This is a genomic window from Amorphus suaedae (genome assembly GCF_053629675.1).
Map to the genome: position 1 here is coordinate 757,017 of NZ_JBRJIT010000002.1, position 19,101 is coordinate 776,117.

18 protein-coding genes are annotated in these 19,101 nt (G+C 68.1%); 5 read left to right on the forward strand and 13 right to left on the reverse strand.

Annotated elements, in window-relative coordinates:
* Nucleotides 1-13 precede the first annotated feature (13 nt).
* Entirely contained in the window at nt 14-481 is a 468-nt protein-coding gene (locus AB7M35_RS17230; RefSeq protein WP_453961595.1) for an Lrp/AsnC family transcriptional regulator, read from the forward strand.
* Nucleotides 482-505: 24 nt separating this feature from the next.
* On the opposite strand, the gene AB7M35_RS17235 is transcribed toward AB7M35_RS17230, so the two are convergent.
* The 3 genes from AB7M35_RS17235 to AB7M35_RS17245 all read right to left on the reverse strand — a co-directional run bounded on the left by AB7M35_RS17235 (nt 506) and on the right by AB7M35_RS17245 (nt 2,447).
* A complete protein-coding gene (locus AB7M35_RS17235; RefSeq protein WP_453961596.1) occupies nt 506-1,099 on the reverse strand; it encodes an LptA/OstA family protein in 594 nt (197 codons plus the stop codon).
* Nucleotides 1,099-1,761, reverse strand: a complete 663-nt coding sequence (gene lptC, locus AB7M35_RS17240) for an LPS export ABC transporter periplasmic protein LptC (protein ID WP_453961597.1) — start codon at nt 1,759-1,761, stop codon at nt 1,099-1,101. Before lptC ends, AB7M35_RS17235 begins: the two co-directional genes overlap by 1 nt.
* A 71-nt stretch (nt 1,762-1,832) precedes the next feature.
* On the reverse strand, nt 1,833-2,447 hold the full coding sequence (locus AB7M35_RS17245) for a ribonuclease D (RefSeq protein ID WP_453961598.1): 615 nt from the start codon (nt 2,445-2,447) through the stop codon (nt 1,833-1,835).
* A gap of 270 nt (nt 2,448-2,717) precedes the next feature.
* Between AB7M35_RS17245 and AB7M35_RS17250 the strand changes: the two genes are divergently transcribed.
* On the forward strand, nt 2,718-3,551 hold the full coding sequence (locus AB7M35_RS17250) for a phosphatase PAP2 family protein (protein ID WP_453961599.1): 834 nt from the start codon (nt 2,718-2,720) through the stop codon (nt 3,549-3,551).
* 148 nt (nt 3,552-3,699) lie between these two features.
* Nucleotides 3,700-4,164, forward strand: a complete 465-nt coding sequence (locus AB7M35_RS17255) for a RidA family protein (protein ID WP_453961600.1) — start codon at nt 3,700-3,702, stop codon at nt 4,162-4,164.
* Between the two features lie 67 nt (nt 4,165-4,231).
* Here AB7M35_RS17255 and AB7M35_RS17260 read toward each other — a convergent pair whose 3' ends face one another.
* From AB7M35_RS17260 to dnaK, 7 genes are all read right to left on the reverse strand, one after another.
* Nucleotides 4,232-6,220 carry a TRAP transporter large permease subunit gene (locus AB7M35_RS17260; protein ID WP_453961601.1) on the reverse strand — a complete coding sequence of 663 codons (1,989 nt, stop codon included), beginning with the start codon at nt 6,218-6,220 and terminating at the stop codon, nt 4,232-4,234.
* Between the two features lie 213 nt (nt 6,221-6,433).
* A complete protein-coding gene (locus tag AB7M35_RS17265) occupies nt 6,434-7,501 on the reverse strand; it encodes a C4-dicarboxylate TRAP transporter substrate-binding protein (RefSeq protein ID WP_453961602.1) in 1,068 nt (355 codons plus the stop codon).
* Between the two features lie 284 nt (nt 7,502-7,785).
* On the reverse strand, nt 7,786-9,168 hold the full coding sequence (hslU, locus tag AB7M35_RS17270; RefSeq protein ID WP_453961603.1) for an ATP-dependent protease ATPase subunit HslU: 1,383 nt from the start codon (nt 9,166-9,168) through the stop codon (nt 7,786-7,788).
* Nucleotides 9,169-9,234: 66 nt separating this feature from the next.
* A complete protein-coding gene (hslV, locus tag AB7M35_RS17275) occupies nt 9,235-9,795 on the reverse strand; it encodes an ATP-dependent protease subunit HslV (RefSeq protein WP_453961604.1) in 561 nt (186 codons plus the stop codon).
* A 111-nt stretch (nt 9,796-9,906) separates the two neighbouring features.
* Nucleotides 9,907-10,545: a class I SAM-dependent methyltransferase gene (locus AB7M35_RS17280; RefSeq protein ID WP_453961605.1), complete on the reverse strand. Its 639-nt coding sequence runs from the start codon at nt 10,543-10,545 to the stop codon at nt 9,907-9,909.
* Between the two features lie 92 nt (nt 10,546-10,637).
* Nucleotides 10,638-11,771, reverse strand: a complete 1,134-nt coding sequence (dnaJ, locus tag AB7M35_RS17285) for a molecular chaperone DnaJ (protein ID WP_453961606.1) — start codon at nt 11,769-11,771, stop codon at nt 10,638-10,640.
* A 215-nt stretch (nt 11,772-11,986) separates the two neighbouring features.
* Nucleotides 11,987-13,894 (reverse strand): molecular chaperone DnaK, encoded by a 1,908-nt coding sequence (gene dnaK / locus AB7M35_RS17290; RefSeq protein ID WP_453961607.1) that lies wholly within the window; start codon nt 13,892-13,894, stop codon nt 11,987-11,989.
* A gap of 307 nt (nt 13,895-14,201) precedes the next feature.
* Between dnaK and AB7M35_RS17295 the strand changes: the two genes are divergently transcribed.
* Nucleotides 14,202-14,819, forward strand: a complete 618-nt coding sequence (locus AB7M35_RS17295; protein ID WP_453961608.1) for an alpha-ketoglutarate-dependent dioxygenase AlkB family protein — start codon at nt 14,202-14,204, stop codon at nt 14,817-14,819.
* On the opposite strand, the gene AB7M35_RS17300 is transcribed toward AB7M35_RS17295, so the two are convergent.
* From AB7M35_RS17300 to AB7M35_RS17310, 3 genes are read right to left on the reverse strand one after another with little or no spacing between them, the layout of a single operon-like run.
* Nucleotides 14,816-16,108, reverse strand: a complete 1,293-nt coding sequence (locus AB7M35_RS17300; protein WP_453961610.1) for a TRAP transporter large permease — start codon at nt 16,106-16,108, stop codon at nt 14,816-14,818. The two genes, AB7M35_RS17295 and AB7M35_RS17300, sit on opposite strands and share 4 nt — an antisense overlap.
* Before the next feature lie 5 nt (nt 16,109-16,113).
* Nucleotides 16,114-16,638: a TRAP transporter small permease gene (locus AB7M35_RS17305; RefSeq protein ID WP_453961611.1), complete on the reverse strand. Its 525-nt coding sequence runs from the start codon at nt 16,636-16,638 to the stop codon at nt 16,114-16,116.
* Nucleotides 16,635-17,669, reverse strand: coding sequence for a TRAP transporter substrate-binding protein (locus AB7M35_RS17310; protein ID WP_453961612.1), 1,035 nt, complete (start codon nt 17,667-17,669; stop codon nt 16,635-16,637). The genes AB7M35_RS17305 and AB7M35_RS17310 overlap by 4 nt, the downstream gene beginning before the upstream one ends.
* Nucleotides 17,670-18,181: 512 nt before the next feature.
* On the opposite strand from AB7M35_RS17310, the gene AB7M35_RS17315 reads away from it, so the two are divergent.
* Entirely contained in the window at nt 18,182-19,099 is a 918-nt protein-coding gene (locus AB7M35_RS17315) for a branched-chain amino acid ABC transporter permease (RefSeq protein ID WP_453962560.1), read from the forward strand.
* The last annotated feature ends 2 nt before the right edge of the window (nt 19,100-19,101 follow it).

A 19,101-nucleotide genomic window follows, 5' to 3' on the forward strand; every position in this document is an offset into this window, starting at 1 on the left:
AAGGCGAAACGGGATGAACGTGCGGCTCGACGCGGTCGACTGGAAAATCCTGAGGGAGCTTCAGGACGACGGCCGCATGACCAACGTGGAACTGGCCCGCCGGGTCGGCATCACCGCGCCGCCCTGCCTGCGCCGGGTCAGGGCGCTGGAGGAGGCCGGCGTCATCCGCGCCTACCGGGCAGTGCTCGACGAGCACACGCTGGGGTTCGACGTCTCCGCCTTCGCGATGGTCAGCCTGCACCACCAGGGAGAGGCCGACCTGCGCGCCTTCGAGGCGCAGATCGCCGGCTGGGACATCGTCCGCACCGCCTGGCTGATGTCCGGCGACATCGACTTCATCCTGGAGTGCGTGGCGCCGACCCTGTCCGCCTTTCACGTTTTCGTGCTCGATCATCTGGTGGCTGTGGAAAACGTCGACACGGTGCGCACGGCGCTCACCATCCGGGAAGCCAAGCGCGCGCCGCGCATTCCCATCGACTGACCGGGCCGCGCCGGCCCGGACGGCCTACTGCTCCTTGGTGCTGTTGGGCACCAGCAGGACGCGGACGCGGGAATTGGACAGCACCTTGGCGTTGCCGGTGTCCAGGTTCACGATCAGCTTGTCGCCGTTCACCACGTTGGGCCCCTGGGTCAGGGTGACGTTGCCGACCAGCTCCATGATGTTGGTCTTCATGTCGACGTTGCCGGTGTCGCCGGTCGCCGTCTGGTCGTCGCTGGTGACGACCACGCCGCCGATGGCCTCCAGGCTCGAGATCTGCTGGCCGCCGCCGCCCAGGCCCGAGCTCTTCGGCTGGTCCGCCGGCGCCGGCTTGGCGGCGCCCTCGGCCTTCTGGCCGGCCTGCCCGCCGCCGTCGTAGTGGACGATCAGCTTGGCGGCGCGCAGCTTCGAGGCTCCCTGGATGACGATCACGTTGCCGTCGAAGATGGCGATGCCTTCCTGGTCGCGGACCTCCAGCTGGTCGGACTCGATGTTGATCGGGTCGTCGGACTCGCCGCCGAGGCCGGAAAAGCCGGTCTCGAAGGTCTGCGCGCCGGCCGTTGCCGTGGCGGCCGCGAAGAGCAGGGCGGAGAGCAGAAAGGTCATGCGGGGAAAGGTCATCACTGGCTTTCTGGTTTCCCGTGGATCGTCGTGTGCACGTTGCCGACGAAGCGGACGACCTTGCCCTCGTCCAGGATCTTCACGGCGTCGGCGGTGAGATCGAAGGTCTTCGAGACGATCTTAACCGCGTCGTCGCTGACCATCGAGCTGTTCTTGAAGTCGATGCGCGCGGTGGAGAGATCCGCCCGGTAGCCGTCGGTGGTGGTCAGCACGATGCCGTCGGAGAGGGTCATCCACTCCTCGTCGGTGTCGAAGACGCCGCTCCTGCTGTTCACCTCGACGGTCTGGTCGTCGCCGAGGTTGAGCGTCGCCAGCAGGTCGGTGAGGGAGATCCGCGAGGTGTCGGAGAAGCTCTGCACCGCCTTGGCGGCGCTCACCTTGTAGGCGCGGCCGTCGTTCAGCCGGCCGGCGAGGTTGGGGTCGTTCATGACCAGCCCCTCGCTGGTGACGTCGATGTTGCCGATGGAGTTGAGCGGCACCAGCGACTTCAGGAGTGCCGACCCGAACAGCACGATGACGATGGCCACCCCGCTCAGCGGCAGCAGCACGCGCAGCGTCTTCACGAGCCGCGTGTGACGGCGCGCCGACGACCGTGCCCGCCGCTGGTGCGCGGCGGTGCTCGGCTCCCCGACGGCTCCCGTTCCGGTGTGGCTGAGGCTCATCGTCTCTTTCGGCGTTGTGGTCCCCGTGGCGGCAGGACGGGACGGACGGTCGCTCCCGGCGGCGCGGGCCGTCAGGAGTGGGCGAAGATATCGTCGTCGGCAAACCCGGCAAGGTCGAGGCGGACCCGGGTCGGCAGGAAATCGAAGCACTTCTGCGCGATCTCAGTGCGGCCCTCGCGGGCGAGCATGGTGTCGAGGCGCTCGCGCAGCCGGTGCAGGTAGAGCACGTCGGAGGCGGCATAGGCCATCTGCGCCTCAGACAGCGTCGCCGCGCCCCAGTCCGAACTCTGCTGCTGCTTGGAGATGTCGACCTCCGCGAGCTCGCGCGCAAGGTCCTTCAGGCCGTGGCGGTCGGTATAGGTGCGCACCAGCCGCGAGGCGATCTTGGTGCAGTACACCGGCTCCGGCATCACCCCGAAGGTCTTGTAGAGGATGCCGAGGTCGAAGCGGGCGAAGTGGAACAGCTTCACCACCGACGGGTCGGCGAGCAGCGCGGTGAGGTTGGGCGCGCTGTCCTGTCCCTGGGCGATCTTCACCAGCTCGGCGTTGCCGTCGCCGGTGGAGAGCTGGACGACGCACAGGCGGTCGCGGAACGGGTTCAGGCCCATCGTCTCGGTGTCGATCGCGACGCTGCGGATGTCGCCCATCGGCTCGGGAAGATCGCGGTCGTGGAGGCGGACGGTCATGACGTGCAACGGGTCCTTCGGATGTGATCCGCCGGGGCCGCGGGGCGGCCGGACGGCGGGGGCCCGCACGGGGCGGGGGAAACGTCCGTCTTGGTTAGTCTACCGGTCGGTCCGGATCAATCCGGACGCCGGATCCGGGCGCCCGACCGGGCGCCGGGGCGAGGGCCGGATGGAGGGGACGGCGGGTTCCTCGTTTCCTCCGCCCGCCCGGGCCTGTATCAAGGCATCAGACGCCCCCCGCCGGATGCCCGGCCGATCTGACGAGGACCCATGCCCGAGACGTCTGCGACCCGAACCCGCCTGCGCGCGCTCTATGCCGACGCCGTGACCATGGTGCGCGCCCGCGTGGGCTGGACCGAGTTCGTCCTGCTCGGGGCGCTGTTCGTGGCGGCCGCCGGCCTGTGGGGCTTCGCGGCGATCGTCGACGAGGTGCTGGAGGGCGACGTCCACGAGTTCGACCAGACGATCATGCTGGCGCTGCGCTCGCCCCTCGACACCGCCGACCCGATCGGGCCGCCGGCGCTCGAAATGGCGATGCGCGACATCACCGCGCTCGGCGGCTTCACGGTGATCACCCTGATCGGGATGATCGTCGTCGGTTATCTCGTCATCCTGCGGCGCTGGCCCTCGGTGATCCTGGTGCTGGTCTCGCTGATCGGCGGCACGATCCTCAACACGGTGCTGAAGAACGCCTTCGCCCGGCCGCGCCCGGACCTGGTGGCGCACCTGGTCGACGTCCACACCGCCAGCATGCCGAGCGGCCACGCGATGATCTCCGCCGTGACCTACCTGACCATCGGCGCGCTTCTGGCGCGCGTCCAGCCGAGCCGGGTGCTCAAGGTCTACACGGTGCTGGTGTCGGTCACGCTGGTGCTGGTCATCGGCCTCAGCCGCGTCTATCTCGGCGTCCACTGGCCCACCGACGTGCTGTCCGGCTGGTGCCTCGGGGCGGCGTGGGCGATGACCTGCTGGCTGGCCGCCCAGGGGGCGAGCCTTTATCTCGGCGGCGCCCAGCGCCTCCCGTTCTCCGCCGAGACACCGGTCGGGCGGACCGATACCGCCGACCGCCGCGTGCCGGACGCGCCCGCCACGGCCGACCGCTGAGGGATCCGGCGGCCGCGCCGCCGGACCAGAAGACGGGCAGCCGCGCCCGTTTTATTTGCACCGCAATCGATTGCAGGCGCGGCGCCGAGATGGGATGCTGGCGGCGTTGCGCGGCGTCGCGCGCGGATTTTCAACGGAGTTGCCATCGATGTCAGAGAGAGCCCCGGCGTATCGCCGTTCGCCCACCAATCCCTCGATCGGAGAGATCCACACCGAGCCGGACCGCGTCGCCGACATGCCGTACGCGCCGGCGATCCGCGTGGAATCGCCGGGCGATCTCCTGTTCATCTCCGGGGCGACGCCGTCGCCGCTCTATCACAAGCATCCGCACGACTGGAGCGAGCACGACCACCCCAACGACATCCGCGAGCAGACCCGGCTCGCCATGTCGACGATCCAGATGCTGCTCGAGCATCAGGGGCTGACGTGGACCGACGTGGTCAAGTTCACCAAGTACCTGACCGACATGCGCGAGATCGAGGTGATGAGCAAGACGATGGCGGAGTTCCTGGGCGACTGGTCGCCGGCGAGCACCACCGTCTGCGTCAACCAGCTGTCGACGCCGGGCGCCCGCATCGAGATCGACGCCATCGCGGTGTTCCCGAAGAAGTAGCGCGCGATCCGGGCCGCGCGGTTCCCCGGGAACGGCGCGGCCCCGCCTCTCGACCCGGCCGGCCCGCTCAGAGCAGCGCGAGGCTGATCGCCGGGAACGCCATCAGCACGATGGTCACCAGGATCATGGCGACGACGAACGGGATGCAGCCGGCGAAGATCTCCGTCAGCGAGGCGGTGCCCGGTGGCAGCGTCCCGCGCACCACGTAGGCCGCGAGCCCGAAGGGCGGTGTCAGCAGCCCGATCTCCACCGCGATCGTCGTGACCACGCCGAACCAGACCAGATCTCCGTCGAGCGCGACGACGACCGGCAGCATCAGCGGCAGCACCACCAGCATGATGGACACGGAGTCCAGGAACATGCCCAGCACGATCAGGATCAGCAGGTAGATCGCCAGGAAGGCCGTCAGGCTGAGGTCGGCGGCGACGATCCACCCGGCGACGCTCTGGGGGATGGTGGTGAGCGTCAGCATGCGGCTGTAGAGGTTCGCCGCGATGATCAGGAACAGAATGGCGGCGGAGATCTCGGCGGCCTCCAGCAGCACCTGGCGCAGCTTCCGCCAACTGAGTTCGCGCCGCGCCAGCGCGATCAGGAAGCCGCCGGCAGCCCCCACCGCGCCCGATTCCGTCGGCGTGAAATAGCCGGCGTAGATGCCGCCGACGACCACCACGATCAGCGACAGGATCGGCAGCAGCTTCAGCGTGAAGTCGCGCAGCGACACGCCTTCCAGGTCGTCGGCCGGCCGCGTGCGCCCGACCTGTCCGGGCATCAGCCAGGCCATCGCCAGGATGGTGAGGCTGAAGGTGCCGGCGAGCAGCAGGCCGGGCAGGATCGCCGCGGTGAACAGCTTGCCGACCGACACCTCGGCGATCAGGCCGTAGACGATCAGCAGCAGGCTGGGCGGGATCAGCATGCCCAGCACCGACGAACCGGCGACGACGCCGACGGAGAAGCGGCGGGTGTAGCCGTGGGCGATCATCTGGGGCGTGGCCACCCGGGTGAACACGGCGGCCGAGGCGATCGACGAGCCGGTGATGGCGGCGAAGATGGCGTTGGCGAACACGGTGGCGACCCCCAGCCCGCCGCGGATCCGGCGCAGCAGCCCGGCCGCCACCGCGAAGGCGTCGCGGCCGACGTTGGCGATGTCGACGAACAGCCCCATCAGGATGAACAGGGGGATCACCCCGAACCCGTAGGAGTTGATCGAGCCGGTGGAGGCGAGCGCCAGCGAGCGGTCGGCGACCAGCAGGTTGTGGCGCACCAGCCAGATGCCGAGGAAGGAGAGCAGGATGAGGGCGGTGGCGATGTGCAGCCCGGTCAGCACCAGGAACAGCATGCCGGCGAGCGCCACGAAGCCGAGCTGGATGGGCGGCAGGTCGCCGGTGATGGCGAACGCCGCGCCGCCGCCGACGATGACCATAAAGCCGAGCACCAGCAGCGTGCCCGTGACCGGCTCGGGCGTGCGCCTCCGGCCGGCCGCGCTGGCGGCGGCGACCAGCGTCAGCACCGCGAACTGCAGCGTCGCCAGGCACGCGCCGAGGAAGATGGTGCCGAAAAACGGCCAGGTGGGCGCCGTGAAGGTGCCGACGGAGCCGAAGAAGTCGTCGTTGACCCACGAGCGCACGACCCGCGGCCAGAGCCCTTCGGCGACCTTGTAGAAGACCCAGGTGCCGGCGAAGTTGAACAGCGTGTCGAACAGCGCGCCGGCGCGCGGATAGCGCTGCTCGATCTTCTCGAAGATGAAGTCGGCGCGCAGGAACCGGCCGGTGCGGATCGACAGCGAGATCGCCAGGAAGACGCAGCTCGGCACCGAATAGGCGACGATCTCGGCGACGCCCATGATCGGGCGGTTGGCGAAGCTGCGCGACAGGACGTCGGCGCACACCAGGATCATCATGGCGAAGATCCACAGCGAGCTTACCGTGGCGAAGACCATGGCCGCGGCGCCGACCAGGCGCTGGCACCGGCCGAGCAGGCGCCCGGCAAGGGTGTCGGGCAGCGGCTCGCCGGCCGGGCTCGAAGCGCCGGGGACCGGGGCCTCTTGGGTACTGGACACGTGGCTGGGCTCCGTTTGCCGTCCGGTCGATGGGCGGAGGGAAGGCGGGGCGCGCGGGCCGGTGGCCCGGCGGCGGCCGTTTCCCTTTCGGGCTCGGGCGACCGCGCGCGAACGCGGGGTCGGGGGCGAAAGCGGCCCCGGAGGCAAGTGCTCCGGGGCCGTTTCCGGTCAGGCCGATGGCCCGACCGGCGCGGGTGTCGGAACCGCTCCGCTCTAGAGTTCCTTGTCCCAGTCGCGCAGCGGCGTGGCGCCGCCGGCGCGCATGGCGTCCATGTAGGTGGTCAGGATCTCGGTGCCCGGCAGGCCCTTCTCCTCGACGGTGGCGACCCAGGTCTTGGACAGGTCGCCGAGGCTGTCCACCCACTGCTTGCGGTCCTCCGCCGGCAGTTCGACGATGATCGCGCCCTGTTCCGCCATCTTCTTCATCGACCCCTCGTAGCGTGCCGCCACCTGTTCGGCGTGGACGGTGCTGTACTCGCGGCCGAGCTCGGCGAGCACGGTCTTCACGTCCTCGGGCAGGCTCTCCCAGGTGTCCTTGTTGACGGCGAGGCCGCCGATGGTGGTGACCCCCATGTCGACGAGGGTGATGTGCGGGGCCACCTCATGCAGCTTCAGCGAGAAGGCGCCGGTCGGGATGATGATCGCGCCGTCGGCGACGCCGGTCTGGATCTGCTGGTAGAAGGTCGGCAGTCCGCCGGCCACCGGCACCGCGCCGGTGCCCTCCAGCCACGGCCCGAGCGACGAGGCGCCGACGATGCGCTTGCCCTCGAGGTCCGAGAGGCTCTCGATCGGGAACTTGGTGAACAGGTGATAGGTGTCCGACACCGTGGCGCCGAGGAAGACGAGGTTGTAGCGGTCCCACTCCTCCTTCATCTCCGGGATGGTGTCGTTGAGCTCGTTCATCACGTTCACGGAAAGCACCGTGTCGCTGGTGACGAACGGCGTGGCGAACATGATGTTCTGGAGCGGCATCTTTGCCGGCTCCCACAACGACCCCACCCAGCCCATGTCGGTGAGCCCGTCCTGGACGGCCTCGAGCGTGTCGTTGAAGTCGTAAAGCGCCCCCCCGAACGCCTCCGTCCACTCGATCCGGTAGTCCGAGCCCATCTGCTCGAGGCGCGCGTTGGCGTTGTCGACGACGTGCGTCTTCAACGCGCCGACCCACGCGACGGCGGTCGGATGACTGGACGACATGGTGAGCCGAACGGTTTCCGTGGCGGACGCCTGGCCCGCGAAGGCGAGACCGGCGGCCAGTGCGACTGAGGCGCAGAATGTCTTCATGTATCCCCTCCATGCGATGACGGAGGGAAGCCTATGCAAACGATTGCGTGTGCGCAAGATGTGCAGCTTGGGCAGATGCCCAGTTATGCGCCATCGACACTGTGGGAAACGGAAGGGAGGGGAGGGAAGGGGGATCGGCTGATCCGGCAGGCCTGAGCGCGCCGGGAGGGGGCGCCGCGATTCGCCCGCCGCGGTCGCCGGCCGAGACGGTGGGCCGGGCGCCGGGAATTGGCTGGTCGCGGGCGGCGGACGCCGGGAAGGCGTCCGCCGCGCCGTGAGGCGTTCTAGAGGATGAACCGGCTGAGGTCGGTGTTCTTGGCCAGTTCGCCGAGGTTGGTGTTCACGTAGTCCGCGTCGATGGTCACCGTGTCGCCGGCCCGGTCGGAGGCGGTGAACGAGATGTCGTCCAGCACCCGCTCGATCACGGTCTGCAGGCGGCGGGCGCCGATGTTCTCCACCGTCGCGTTGATGTCCACCGCGATTGCGGCGATCGCGTCGATGGCGTCGTCGGTGAACACCAGGTTCACGTCCTCGGTCTTCATCAGCGCGATCGACTGGCGGATCAGGCTCGCCTCGGTCTCCGTCAGGATGGCGCGGAAGTCTTCCTTGGTGAGCGGCTTCAGCTCGACGCGGATCGGCAGGCGGCCCTGCAGCTCGGGCAGCAGATCCGACGGGCTCGACACGTGGAACGCGCCGGAGGCGACGAACAGCACGTGGTCGGACTTCACCGGCCCGTGCTTGGTCTGCACCGTGGTGCCTTCCACCAGCGGCAGCAGGTCGCGCTGCACGCCTTCGCGGGAGACGTCGCCGGAGCGGCCGCCGCGGGCGGTGATCTTGTCGATCTCGTCGAGGAAGACGATGCCGTTGTTCTGGACCTGGGAGATCGCCTCCTGGACCAGGCTTTCGTCGTCGATCAGCCGGTCGGACTCCTCGTTGATGAGGACCTCGTAGGATTCCTTGACCGTCGTCTTGCGGGTCTTCTTGACGTTGCCGAACGCCTTGCCGAGCACGTCGGAGAGGTTCATCACGCCGATGTTGCCCTGCATGCCCGGCACGTCGAAGTTCGGCATCGACGGGGCCTGCACCACCTCGATCTCGATCTCCTTGTCGTCGAGCTCGCCGGCCCGGAGCCGCTTGCGGAAGCTGTCGCGGGTGGCGGGGCTGGCGTTCTTGCCGACGAGCGAATCGAGCACGCGCTCCTCCGCCGCCAGATGCGCGGTCGCCCGCACGTCCTTGCGGCGCCGCTCGCGCACCTGGGTGATGCCGATCTCCACGAGGTCGCGGATGATCGATTCCACGTCACGGCCGACGTAGCCGACCTCGGTGAACTTGGTGGCCTCGACCTTGATGAACGGCGCGTTGGCGAGCTTGGCGAGCCGGCGGGCGATTTCCGTCTTGCCGACGCCCGTGGGGCCGATCATCAGGATGTTCTTCGGCATCACCTCGTCGCGGATGTCGTCGTCGAGCTGCTGCCGGCGCCAGCGGTTGCGCAGCGCGATGGAGACCGCGCGCTTGGCCGCGTGCTGGCCGATGATGAAGCGGTCCAGCTCCGACACGATCTCGCGCGGCGAGAAGTTGGTGAGGGGCGTGAACTCGCGGCGTTCGGAGCCCCACTGCCGGTCGGGCTCGGACGGTTCCTTGACGTCGGAAGAGGAAAATTCGGTCATGGCGGACTTTCGAAAAGTCGGGGAAGGGCGCGGGGGCGTTGCGGTCCGGCCGTGCGGCCGTCGCGATCAGGCGCCCTTGGTGAGCCGCTCCACGGTGAGATGGCCGTTGGTGTAGACGCAGATGTCGCCGGCGATGCCCATGGCGCGGCGGGCGATCTCCTCGGCGTCCATGTCGGTGTCCATCAGGGCGCGGGCCGCGGCGAGCGCGTAGAGGCCGCCGGACCCGATGCCGACGACGCCGTGCTCGGGCTCCAGCACGTCACCGTTGCCGGTGAGCACCAGGGTGGTGTCGCGGTCGGCGACGATCATCATCGCTTCGAGGCGGCGCAGGTAGCGGTCGGTGCGCCAGTCCTTGGCGAGCTCGACGCAGGCGCGCATCAGCTGGCCGCGATACTGCTCGAGCTTCTGCTCGAGGCGTTCCAGCAGGGTGAAGGCATCGGCGGTGGCACCCGCGAAGCCGGCGATCACGGCGCCGTCGCCGAGGGGGCGGACCTTGCGGGCGTTGTTCTTCATCACGGTCTGGCCGAACGAGACCTGGCCGTCGCCGGCAATCACCACCGCATCGCCCTTGCGCACGCCGAGAATGGTCGTGCCATGCCAGCCAATGGGATCGGGGGAGGACGTCATAAGCACCTCGATTGAACGAACACGCGGCGCCTGACGGGCCGCGGAGGGTCGGTGGGTCGAGGGAGATGTAAGTTTCCGGACGCCGATTGCAATTCCGCTCGACCGCGGGGCTCAGGCGGCGAGCGTGGAGGCGGCGCCGTTGGCGTCGACGACGCGGCGGTATAGCCAGACGCGGGCCGGCGGCACGTTGCGCACGACCCAGGAGGTGCGGGTGACGCCGTAGCGGCCGTGCACCTCGGGAACCGGCGGCACCAGCGCGTAGGAGAACTGGATGAACGGCGCGCCGGGGCTCATCAGCTCCAGCGCGTCCTCGATCAGCTTCTGGCGCATTTCGAGCGGCCGGGTGAACAGCGGCAGGCTCGAGACGACGCCAGCCAGCGAACCGGCGATCGGCTGGCCGATGGCCTCGGCCATGGCGTAAGCGTCGCCCTGGATCACGGTGGCGCGCGGAAAGCGCTCCTCCAGCAGCTTGCAGAAGTCGGCGCTGTACTCGATGAGCACCAGCCGCGACTCGTCGATGCCGCGCTTGACCAGCGCGTCGGTGACGACGCCGGTGCCGGGTCCGAGCTCGACGATCGGGCCCGGGCAGTCCGCGTCGACGAAGCTCGCCATCAGCCGCGACAGGGCGGCGCCCGACGGCGCCACCGCGCCGGTGGTCAAAGGTCGCTCGACCCAGGCGCGCAGGAAGCGGACTTCATCGACGAAGCGGTCGGAGAACCTGCGGGCGTGGGTTCGGGCAATGGCGAGCATGAGAAGCCTTCACGTTACAGTCGGCGGGGCCGGACAGACGCCTGATCCGAGGCGATTTTGCGGCAGACGCGTCTGAGCCTCGCGGCCAGACCCTAGCTTCCCAGGCCTTCGAGGAAATCCTTCACCCGGGAAAAGAAACCATGCGATTCAGGATGATTATCCTGAGATGCTTCTTCTTCAAAGGCCTCCAGGAGCTCCCGCTGCCTTTTCGTCAGATTGCGTGGCGTCTCGACGACAACCTGAATGTACATGTCGCCGTACTGGGAACTGCGGATGACCGGCATGCCCTTCGACTTCAGGCGGAACTGGCGGCCGGTCTGGGTGCCTTCCGGCACCTTCACCCGCGTCTTCTCGCCCGACACCGTCGGCACCTCGAAGTCGCCGCCCAGCGCCGCCTTGGTCAGCGAGATCGGCACCCGGCAGAAGATGTCGGCGCCCTCGCGCTGGAAGAAGGCGTGCGGCTTGATCGACAGGAAGATGTAGAGGTCGCCCGAGGGACCGCCCATCACGCCGGCCTCGCCCTCGCCGGCGAGCCGGATGCGGGTGCCGTCCTCGATGCCGGCCGGAATGTTGACCGACAGGTTGCGGTCCTGGGAGATGCGGCCCTCGCCGGAGCAGACCTCGCAGGGGTCGGTGATGATCGAGCCGCGGCCCTGGCAGGTCGGGCAGGCGCGCTCCAGGGTGAAGAAGCCCTGGGTCGCCCGGACGCGGCCGGCGCCCTTGCAGGTCTGGCAGGTGGTGGGGGAGGTGCCGGGCTTGGCGCCGGAGCCGGCGCAGGTCACGCAGCTCACCGAGGTGGGAACCTCGATCTCGACGGTCTTGCCGGTGAACGATTCCTCCAGCGAGATTTCCAGGTTGTAGCGCAGGTCGGCGCCGCGCTCGCGCCCGCCGCCGCTCGGCCGGCGCTGGCCCATCCCGAAGAACTCGTCGAAGATGTCGGACATGGCGGAGGCGAAGTCGCCGCCGAAACCGGCCGGTCCGCCGCCACCACCCATGCCGTTCTCGAAGGCGGCGTGGCCGAAGCGGTCGTAGGCGGCGCGCCGCTGCTGGTCCTTCAGGACCTCGTAGGCCTCGCTGACTTCCTTGAACTTGGCCTCAGCTTCGGCATTTCCCGGATTGCGGTCGGGATGAAACTGCATCGCGAGCTTGCGATAGGCGCCCTTCAACTCGGTATCGGTCACCTGGGCGTGGACGCCAAGAACCTCGTAGTAGTCGCGCTTGGACATCGGATGCGGCGCTCTGCTTGCAATAATCCGAGCGTCCCTGGTCGGCGCCTTGCCGGCGATCTCCCGCGCGATGGCGGATCGTCCGGCATGTGCGTCGCCTCACGACCGCCTTCGGGTCAGGGCGAAAACCAGGGGCAGGCTCGTTTGAAACACGGTTCATACGAAAGATGCGGCGCACATGGTGCGCCGCATCTGGTTGCCTCGGGCGGGCGCCGTTACGCGCTCCGCTTCTGATCGTCGTCCTTGACCTCTTCGAAGTCGGCGTCGACCACGTCGTCCTGCGCCTGGCCGGTCTCGGCGTCGTCGGCCGGGGCTTCCGCCTGCTCCTTGTAGAGGCTCTCGCCGAGCTTCATGGAGGCCTGGGCGAGCGACTGGCTCTTCGCCTCGATCGCCGACAGGTCGTCACCGGCAAGCGCGGTCTTCAGATCCTCGATGGCCGCCTCGACGGTCGACTTGTCGGCGTCGGCGAGCTTGTCGCCGTTCTCCGACAGCATCTTCTCCGTCGAGTGGACGAGGGCTTCGCCCTGGTTGCGGGCTTCCACGAGGGCGCGACGCTTCTTGTCGTCCTCGGCGTGGCTTTCCGCGTCCTTGACCATGTTCTGGATCTCGTCGTCGGAGAGACCACCGGAGGCCTGGATGCGGATCTGCTGTTCCTTGCCGGTGCCCTTGTCCTTCGCCGAGACGTTGACGATGCCGTTGGCGTCGATGTCGAAGGCGACCTCGACCTGCGGCACGCCGCGCGGCGCCGGAGGAATGCCGACGAGGTCGAACTGGCCGAGCATCTTGTTGTCGGCGGCCATTTCGCGCTCGCCCTGGAAGACGCGGATGGTCACCGCGGTCTGTCCGTCCTCGGCGGTCGAGAAGGTCTGCGACTTCTTGGTCGGGATCGTCGTGTTGCGGTCGATCAGGCGAGTGAACACGCCACCCAGCGTCTCGATGCCCAGCGACAGCGGGGTCACGTCGAGCAGCAGCACGTCCTTCACGTCGCCCTGCAGCACGCCGGCCTGGATCGCGGCGCCGATGGCGACGACCTCGTCCGGGTTCACGCCCTTGTGGGGCTCCTTGCCGAAGAACTGCTTCACGACTTCCTGGATCTTCGGCATGCGGGTCATGCCGCCGACGAGAACCACCTCGTCGATCTGGCCGGCCTGCATCTCGGCGTCCTTGAGGGCGGCGCGGCAGGGCTCGATCGTGCGCTGCACGAGATCGTCGACCAGGCTCTCGAACTTGGAGCGCGACAGCTTCATCGTCATGTGCTTCGGCCCGGAGGCGTCGGCGGTGATGAACGGCAGGTTGATCTCGGTCTGCTGGGCGGACGACAGCTCGATCTTGGCCTTCTCGGCGGCCTCTTTCAGGCGCTGCAGGGCCAGCTTGTCCTTGCGCAGGTCGATGCCCTGTTCCTTCTGGAACTCGGCCGCGAAGTAGTCGACCAGGCGCATGTCGAAGTCTTCGCCGCCGAGGAAGGTGTCACCGTTGGTGGCCTTCACCTCGAAGACGCCGTCGCCGATCTCCAGCACCGACACGTCGAAGGTGCCGCCGCCGAGGTCGTACACGGCGATCGTCTTGCCCTCGGTCTTGTCGAGGCCGTAGGAGAGCGCCGCCGCGGTCGGCTCGTTGATGATGCGCAGCACTTCCAGGCCGGCGATCTTGCCGGCGTCCTTGGTGGCCTGACGCTGGGAATCGTTGAAGTAGGCGGGAACCGTGATGACCGCCTGCGTGACCTCGGCGCCGAGATACGACTCGGCCGTCTCCTTCATCTTCTGCAGGATGAAGGCGGAGATCTGCGACGGGGAATATTCCTTGCCGTCCACCTCGACCCAGGCATCGCCGTTGTCGGCGCGCACGATCTTGTAGGGGACGAGGCCCTTGTCCTTCGACACCATCGGATCGTCGAAGCGCCGTCCGATGAGGCGCTTTACGGCGAAGAGGGTGCGCTCGGGGTTGGTCACTGCCTGGCGCTTCGCCGGCTGGCCGACAAGGCGTTCGCCCTCGTCGGTGAATGCGACCATCGACGGGGTCGTCCGCACGCCCTCGGCGTTCTCGATGACCTTCGCCTGCTTGCCTTCCATCACCGCGACACACGAGTTGGTGGTGCCGAGGTCGATGCCGATGACCTTGCTCATTCTCTCAATCTCTCCTTCTGGCAGACCGTTCGGACCCGGGGACGGCGTCCGACGAAGCCGACGTGAAGCCGGCCGGCCCCCTAACGTTACGAACGCATACGGATTCATCCTGGCGCCGATGGGCCAGGACGCTGCGAGCTATATAAGAAGGGCTCAAATAGCCCGCAAGCCGCCGGCGGTAGAACAAGAGGTATGAACGGCCCCTTGTTCGCAGACAATGTGCGCGGACAAACGGGATCGCGACGCCTGGTTCCACCCGACATCCTGCCCCTGTTCGCAGGCGGCAGGATCGGTGTAGGGAAGGGCGATGGCAATAGACCTTCTTCCCGAACGCTTCGACGCCGCCGCCCAGCGCGCGCTGCTCGGCGAGATCGAGACCGTCGTGCGCGCCGCGCCGTGGTACGTGCCGCGCATGCCGCGCACCGGCAAGGCGTTTTCGGTGCGCATGACCAACTGCGGACCGCTGGGCTGGGTGTCCGACGTCGACGGCTACCGCTACCAGCCGCTGCATCCGGCGACCGGCCGGCCGTGGCCGCCGATCCCGCAGGCGCTGCTGGACCTGTGGGAGGCCGTCGCCGGCGTCGACGCGCCGCCGGAGGCCTGCCTCGTCAACCTCTACGACGCCAAGGCGCGGATGGGCCTGCACCAGGACCGCGACGAGCAGACGTTCGACGCGCCGGTGGTGTCGGTGTCGCTGGGCGACACCGCCGTCTTCCGCATCGGCGGCACGACGCGCAAGGGCCCGACCCGCTCGGTGCGCCTCGCCTCCGGCGACGTCGTCGTGTTCGGCGGCGACGACCGGCTGGCCTTTCACGGCATCGACCGGATCATCGGCGGCTCGTCGACGCTGATGCCCGACGGCGGCCGCATCAACCTGACGCTCCGCCGGGTCACCCCCGTCGCACCGCCTCCGGCCGCGTCCTAGCCCATCAGCCTCGGGAGCCCGAGGGCGATGATCGGGAAGGCCAGCAGCAGGATCATCCGCACGACATCGGCGAGGATGAACGGCATCACGCCCTTGAAGATCGTGCCGATGGGCACGTCGGGCAGCACCGTCTTGAGGACGAACACGTTGAGCCCGACCGGCGGCGTGATCAGCGAGATCTCCGTCATGATCACCACGACGATGCCGAACCAGATCAGGTCGTAGCCGAGCGCATCCATCATCGGCGCGAAGATCGGCACCGTGAGGAGGACCATCGACAGGCTCTCCAGCACCATGCCGAGCAGCAGGTAGACGACCAGCACGCCGATCAGGACCACGAAGGGCGCGACGTCCTGGCGGGCGGCGAACGAGGTGAGGTCGTCCGGCAGGCCGGCGATGTTCACGTAGTTGGCGAACACGATCGCGCCGATCAGCAGCGCGAACATCATGGTGGTGGTAGACGCGGTCTCCGCCAGGATGTCGCGCATGACGCGCAGCGTCAGCGTGCGCCGGAAGAGGGCGATCAGGAAGGCGCCGAAGGCGCCGACGCCGGCCGCCTCGGTGGCGGTGAAGATGCCGACGTAGATGCCGCCGATCACCAGCACGAACAGGCCGAGGATGCCGAGCACGCCGCGCGTCGCGCGCAGCTTCTCCGCCATGTCGACCTTCGGGCCGGGCGGGCCCTTCTCTGGATGGATGGCGCAGACCACCCGCACCGCGGCCATGTAGCTGAGGATGCCGATCACGCCCGGCACGATGCCGGCGATGAACAGCTTGCCGATGTCCTGCTGGGTGGTGACGCCGTAGATCACCAGGATGACGCTCGGCGGGATCAGGATGCCAAGGGTGCCGCCGGCGGCGATGACGCCCGAGGCGAGGCTGTCGTCGTAGTTGTACTTGCGCATCTGGGGCAGCGCGACCTTGCCCATGGTGGCGGCGGTGGCGAGCGACGAGCCGCAGACGGCGGAAAAGCCGCCGCAGGCGACCGCGGTCGCCATGGCGAGGCCGCCGGGTCTGGCGCCCAGCCAGGCATGACAGGCCGCGTAGAGCTCGTCCGACAGCCCGGCGCGGGTGACGAAGTTGCCCATCAGGATGAACAGCGGCACCACCGACAGCGAGTAGGAGAGGCTGGTGTCGTAGAGCGACTGCCCGACGATCGCCATGCCGCCCTGGACGCCGATGATCAGCGACAGGCCGACGGCGCCCACGAGGCCCATGGCGACCGCGATCGGCACGCCCGCGAACAGGAGGACGAGAAGGGCGACGAGCCCCGGTACCCAGGCATCCATCGGGACTATGTCTCCGCTTCGCTGCTGCGTTCGAACACCGCGATCACCGCCACGACGGTTGCCGCGGCGGACAGCGCGGCCGCAGCGAAGGCGACCGGCGCAAGGGGAATTCTGAGGAGGACGGTGGTGTCACCGTAGGCGGAGAGTTCCACCGCCTTGCCGTAGAGCAGCCAGGTGGCGAAGCCCATGGAGATCGCGGTCAGGATGCGTGCGAACAGGCGAAGGATCGGCGTCAGGAAGGGCGGCGCGCGGTCGTAGAACAGCAGCACGCTCACGTGCTCGCCGCGCGCGGTGACGATCGGCAGGCCGACGAAGACGATGAGCATCAGCATGATTTCCGTCGCCTCGAAGGCGCCGGGAACCGGGGCGGTGAAGACGTAGCGGCCGATGACGTCGACGGTGGTGAGGATCATCATCGTGAACAGCAGGACGCCCGCGATGACGTGGAGGAGGGCCGCGCAGGCGGCGGGCAAGCGCGCCGCCCAGGGGCGGCGCGCTGCAGGGGAATGAAGCGAGGTCTTCGCGTTCACTTGCTTTCCTTGGCGACTTCTTCCTTGAGCATCTTCAAGGCGGCTTCGCCGTCGACGTTCTTCGCCTTGGCGGCGTCGAGGAAGATGGAGTCGACCCCGTCGAGCTTCTCGTGCAGCGAGCTCATGAAGGCGTCGTCGGCCTTGATGATCTTGATGCCTTCCGATTCCATCTTCTTGGTGCCGGCGGTGTCGGCGTTGTCCCAGGCCTGGCCCGCGATGCGCGCCAGCGCCTCGCCGGAGACGCCGTCGATGGCCTTCTGGTCCTCGGCCGACAGGCTGTCCCACGTCTTCTGGTTCATGATGATGAAGAAGCTCGTGGCGTAGAGGCCGCCGTCGACGGAGGTGCCGTTCTTGATGACCGAGTCGATCTTGAAGAAGGGCACGGATTCCGCCGGGAACAGGATGCCGTCGGCGACGCCGTTGGACAGGATCTCGTAGACCTGCGGCGACGGCGCGGAGACCGGCACGATGCCGAGGCGCTCGGCCACGACGTTGGCGAGGCCGCCGCCGACGCGGTACTTGGAGCCCTCGAGCTGGGCAGCCGAGGTGACCGGGTCCTTGGTGGTGAAGATCATGCCCGGGCCGTGGGTGAACAGCGTGACGAGATGCACGCCCTCGTGCTCGTTTGCGGCCTTCAGGTACTTCTCGTAGACGCGCCAGTAGGCGACCGACAGCGCTTCGGCGGTGTTCGACTGGAACGGCAGCTCGACGATGGTCGTCAGCCCGAAGCGATTCGGCGTGTAGCCGTGCACGCCGTAGGCGACGTCGGCGGCGCCGTTGCGGATGAGGTCGTACTGGGCCGGCGGCTTGCCGATCGGCGCCTGCATCACCTCGACGGTCACGCGGCCGTCGGTGACCTCGCTCACCTTCTCGCCCCACGGCTTGATGATGTCGGTGACCAGCGGGTGTCCCGGCGGGAGCCAGTTCGATACGCGCAGCACGGTTTCAGCGTGCGCCTGGCCGATCACGGCGGTCAGGCACAGGGTAGCCGCGACGGCGCCAACCTTCAGTCGGGTGGCAAAGACGGACATTCTGGAAGTCTCCTCTGGCCGGTTGCGTCTCGTGTTTGCGTGTGCCGCTTGCAATGCCTGCGCCAGTTTCGAGGAACCTCGACCGGTCCCCGCTCCTCACGATGGCGCGCCAGCATGGGGCTTCACAACGGAGATATTTCAAACCTAAAATGTTCTCCGTGTCGACCGGCGCACGCACTCTGTGGCAAATTGTTTGAGCAGATGCGGCAGCGCACAAAAAATAAACAGGCACGCTTCCGGCTGCGACGAGGGGAACTGAGCGACATGAAACGATTGACCGGGCGCCCGCCGGGCGCCGCCACGCCGCATGGCCCGTGCGCCGCGCACTCCGTCCCTGGATGGCAAGCGCCGCGCGTCGCGCGCCACCGGATGTGAGGGGTGGCGCCAGCCGTCCCTAGATCCGTCCCGGATCCGGAGGCCTTCCCGAAACGGCCCGGTTCTTGGATGGATGCGGCCGGTCCGCCGGATGCCCGCAGCTTACTCCGTACCAGCGAGGTCTGCCTTTCGTGTCGATGACTCTTTTCGCCGTTCAGCTGCTGAACGGTCTGCAGCTCGGCGTGTTGCTGTTCCTGATCGCGGCGGGGCTCACGCTCGTGTTCGGCGTGATGGACTTCGTCAACCTCGCCCACGGCGTCCAGTACATGGTCGGTGCCTACCTGGCTGTGGTGTTCACCGGCCTGGTGGGCAACTTCTTCCTGGCGCTGGTGCTGGCCATGGGAGCGGCCCTGCTGATCGGGCTGCTGCTCGAGGTGGTGATCTACAGACGGCTCTATGATCGGGACCACCTCGACCAGGTGCTCGCCACCTTCGGCGTCATCCTGTTCCTCAACGAGCTGGCGCGGGTGCTGTTCGGCCCGTCGCCGCTGACGGTGGCCGTGCCGGAATCGCTCTCCGGCGCCATCGTGCTGATGGACGGGCTGCTCTATCCGGTCTACCGGATCGCCCTCATCGTCGCCGGCCTGCTGGTCGCCATCGGGCTCTGGCTTCTGGTCACCCGCACCCGCATCGGCATGCTGGTGCGCGCCGGCGCCACCAACGCCCGGATGGTCTCGGCGCTGGGCGTCAACATCCGCCAGCTGTTCATGATGGTGTTCGGCTTCGGCGTGATGCTGGCGGGCTTCGCCGGCTTCATGGCGGCGCCGATCCTGTCGGTCGAGCCGGGCATGGGCGACAGCCTGCTCATCCTGGCCTTCGTGGTCATCGTCATCGGCGGCATCGGCTCCATCCGCGGCGCCTTCTTCGCGGCGCTGATCGTCGGCCTCGTCGACACCCTCGGCCGCAGCTTCATGACCGACATCGCCAAGCTGGTGATGCCGCCGGCGGCGGCGACCGACGCCGGACCGGCGGTCGCGTCGATGCTGATCTACATCCTGATGGCTGCGGTCCTGTTCTTCCGGCCGACCGGCCTGTTTCCGGCGAAAGGACAGTAGGC